The sequence below is a fragment of the Candidatus Symbiopectobacterium sp. genome (genome assembly GCF_020054415.1).
Classification (GTDB): Bacteria; Pseudomonadota; Gammaproteobacteria; order Enterobacterales; family Enterobacteriaceae; genus Symbiopectobacterium.
Genome location: NZ_JAHWCO010000394.1, coordinates 1 through 2508 on the forward strand (window position 1 = coordinate 1; position 2508 = coordinate 2508).

The following is a 2508-nucleotide window of genomic DNA, read 5'->3' on the forward strand; positions in this document are numbered from 1 at the left end:
CTTTGTGTTTGATAATGGGATTGTTAGTATGAAGCATGAGAGTTACCTCGCGTTTTGTTTAAGGATTAGACACCCATATCAAAACCGGTAACTCTCAACCTTTCAAGGTCCAGTGTCAGATCTAGTCGCGACTAATACACATTAGGGCACGGCACGCGCCGCGCCACTGCACCTGATTGTCCGGCGAGCGCTGGCACCGCTGGATGAACAGGTGAAAACGTTGCTGACGCTATTTCGGCGCGCCAGCCGCAGTACGCCCCAAATGGGACGTACCGAATAAGCCTGCCTGTGGATTAACACGTGGGGAAGATGGGCTGCGGTGCGGCATGGGGGAAATACTCGTCCAGCGTATTCCAGTCGGGGGGCTGTGACGATCCTTGCACGGCAACCATACAAGCGGCAACGCGATTGGACAAATCGACCGCCTGCGCCAGCAGCCAGCACGCAGCAAGGCCAGCCAGCAACCCGCTACACTGCGCATCACCTGCGCCAATGCTGTCTACCACCGTGACCGGATACGATGCCACTGCTTGCGGCTCGGTGTCCGGTGGGCAAATCCATGCTCCGTCCTTATCCAGTCGACAAATCAGCGTAAGCCCACATGCGTGCGGCGTACTGCTGTGCCAGCGCGATAATATCGCCTTCGCCCAGCAGGTGACGCGCCTCGTCTCGGTTTAGCGTCAATAGTGTGCGGCTGCCAAACAACGGGTCGTGTATTCAATGAGTCGCTTTATTATCGAGTTCGGTGACCGCCTTGACGGTCACTTCTGAGGAAAGGCATTTACACAAAATCTTAAACAGGCTCCCAAGTACTGCTTATTGCTGTGTGTTGTCTTTATGCCATTTCATGTTAATGGACTGTCTTTCTGGTTGTATTCTTCACTATTGCACGGCATTTTCACTACGTATTTTTCCGGGTGTTGCTAAGAGTCCTTTCGTATGCCATTGAGACAACCGCTGGCATACCTGTTCAGTTCACATTTTCTGCTCTGAGCGCTGTTCTCATCGCACGATCTACTTAAATAACAAGGATATTATTGTGATCTATGTCGTGAGACGCTGTTTTGTGGTCAACTAAATGACCCCCCCCTAGTGTTGGCACGTCTGCATTCAATGTATACAGTTCATAGTACAAAAGAAAGTCCAATTAAATTCCATTTAGATACCAATACCAGTCCTGAGTCTTGTTTCGTGGTAATGTGCTCTTGCCATGTTGACACCTGTCGGGGGATGCTTCCCGTGGCGTAAAAAAACACTATAAGGCCGTACTATGCAGGAGCTATTTCGTTGGGTCAGGCAAACACTTGAGAAACCCTCTACAGCGCCGCGCTATATGCAATTGGCGATGGTTTTGGAGCAGGGTATTAACCAAAACAAAGCGCTGGCGGGGCAGTTTTTTCCTGCTGAACGTGCGATCGCGCGGCAGTTGGACATTTCTCGCGTTACGGTCTCTCGCGCATTGTCGCTGTTGGAAGAAAAAGGATTGATTGTGCGCCAGCAGGGCGTCGGGACGCGTATCAGCCAGCATCTTGACTATTCACTGGATGATGAAGAAGCCGGGTTCACCAAGCTGGTGTTGCAAGCCGGAGGTATTGCCGGTAATCGCTGGCTGGAGCGCACCACCACGCTGTTACCGGATGATGTCGCCAGCAGCGTTCCTGCCTTGAAAGGTGAGCGCGTGACCAAACTGCGGCGTGTACGATTGATCAACGGTGAACCCGTGTCGCTGGAAACGACATGGATCCCGTTGGCGCTGTTGCCTGGGCCGGAAATTCTGGAGTACTCGCTCTATCAATACTGGGCGGAACGTGGGATTCTCCCTGCGAAAAAGAAGGTGCGCATCAAGGCGATTGCGTGTCAGGCTGAAACCGCGCGTTTGTTAAATATTCAGCTAGGCATGCCGCTGCTGTTTTATCGCCAGCATACCTATAACGCGCAAAATGGCTTGCTCGAATATTGTGAAATTTATTGCCGCAGTGATATCTACGAAATACAGATATCCGACTGAAACCGTGTCTCAGCCAGCCTCGTTGCCATTGAGGCTGGCTGTCTCGTCAGATTACTGACAACCGCCGTGGTCATGGCAGTATACCCACTCCGCTGAACCCACATCCGGACTTGTTGCCGGGTCGTCGAAATACATCCGATCGTAGCCTATGTGTGCGTTAACGCTCGCGGTAAGGCTTAATATGCTCGCCAGGAGCAGATATTTGATTGCATTTTTCATCGGTAACATCTCCATCATTCATAGGGTTTGGGTATTACTCGAACGCCTGAACTGCGCCATGAAGCATGTAATATGTTCTTTACCCGATCATTGGATGCGGGAAGCTCATTTGGGTCGTGTATTCAATATATTGATTGCATTGTGAAATGTCCGGTTTTGGATGTGGAATGCAGTGGCTAAAGTTGATGTAAGATGCCCGTTTTGTGAACAGACATCTCCTGTGAAAAAACACGGTTATGGCAAAAGTGGCCATCAGCGTTACCGTCGTCAGTCATGCAAAC

General features: G+C 50.9%; 3 protein-coding genes and 1 pseudogene. 3 read left to right on the forward strand and 1 reads right to left on the reverse strand.

Going from position 1 to position 2508, the window contains the following annotated elements:
- Positions 1-154 precede the first annotated feature (154 nt).
- Positions 155-280, forward strand: a pseudogene (locus QZ506_RS11655) (hypothetical protein); the annotation flags it as partial.
- Between the two features lie 13 nt (positions 281-293).
- On the opposite strand, the gene QZ506_RS11660 reads toward QZ506_RS11655, so the two are convergent.
- Positions 294-590: a PfkB family carbohydrate kinase gene (locus QZ506_RS11660; RefSeq protein WP_367273012.1), complete on the reverse strand. Its 297-nt coding sequence runs from the start codon at positions 588-590 to the stop codon at positions 294-296.
- Positions 591-1270: 680 nt separating this feature from the next.
- Between QZ506_RS11660 and QZ506_RS11665 the strand changes: the two genes are divergently transcribed.
- Together QZ506_RS11665 and QZ506_RS11670 are read left to right on the forward strand one after the other, a co-directional pair.
- Positions 1271-2008, forward strand: a complete 738-nt coding sequence (locus QZ506_RS11665) for a GntR family transcriptional regulator (protein WP_291971226.1) — start codon at positions 1271-1273, stop codon at positions 2006-2008.
- Between the two features lie 391 nt (positions 2009-2399).
- Positions 2400-2508, forward strand: a 109-nt coding sequence (locus QZ506_RS11670) for an IS1 family transposase (protein WP_367272994.1), incomplete at its 3' end; no start/stop codon positions are given.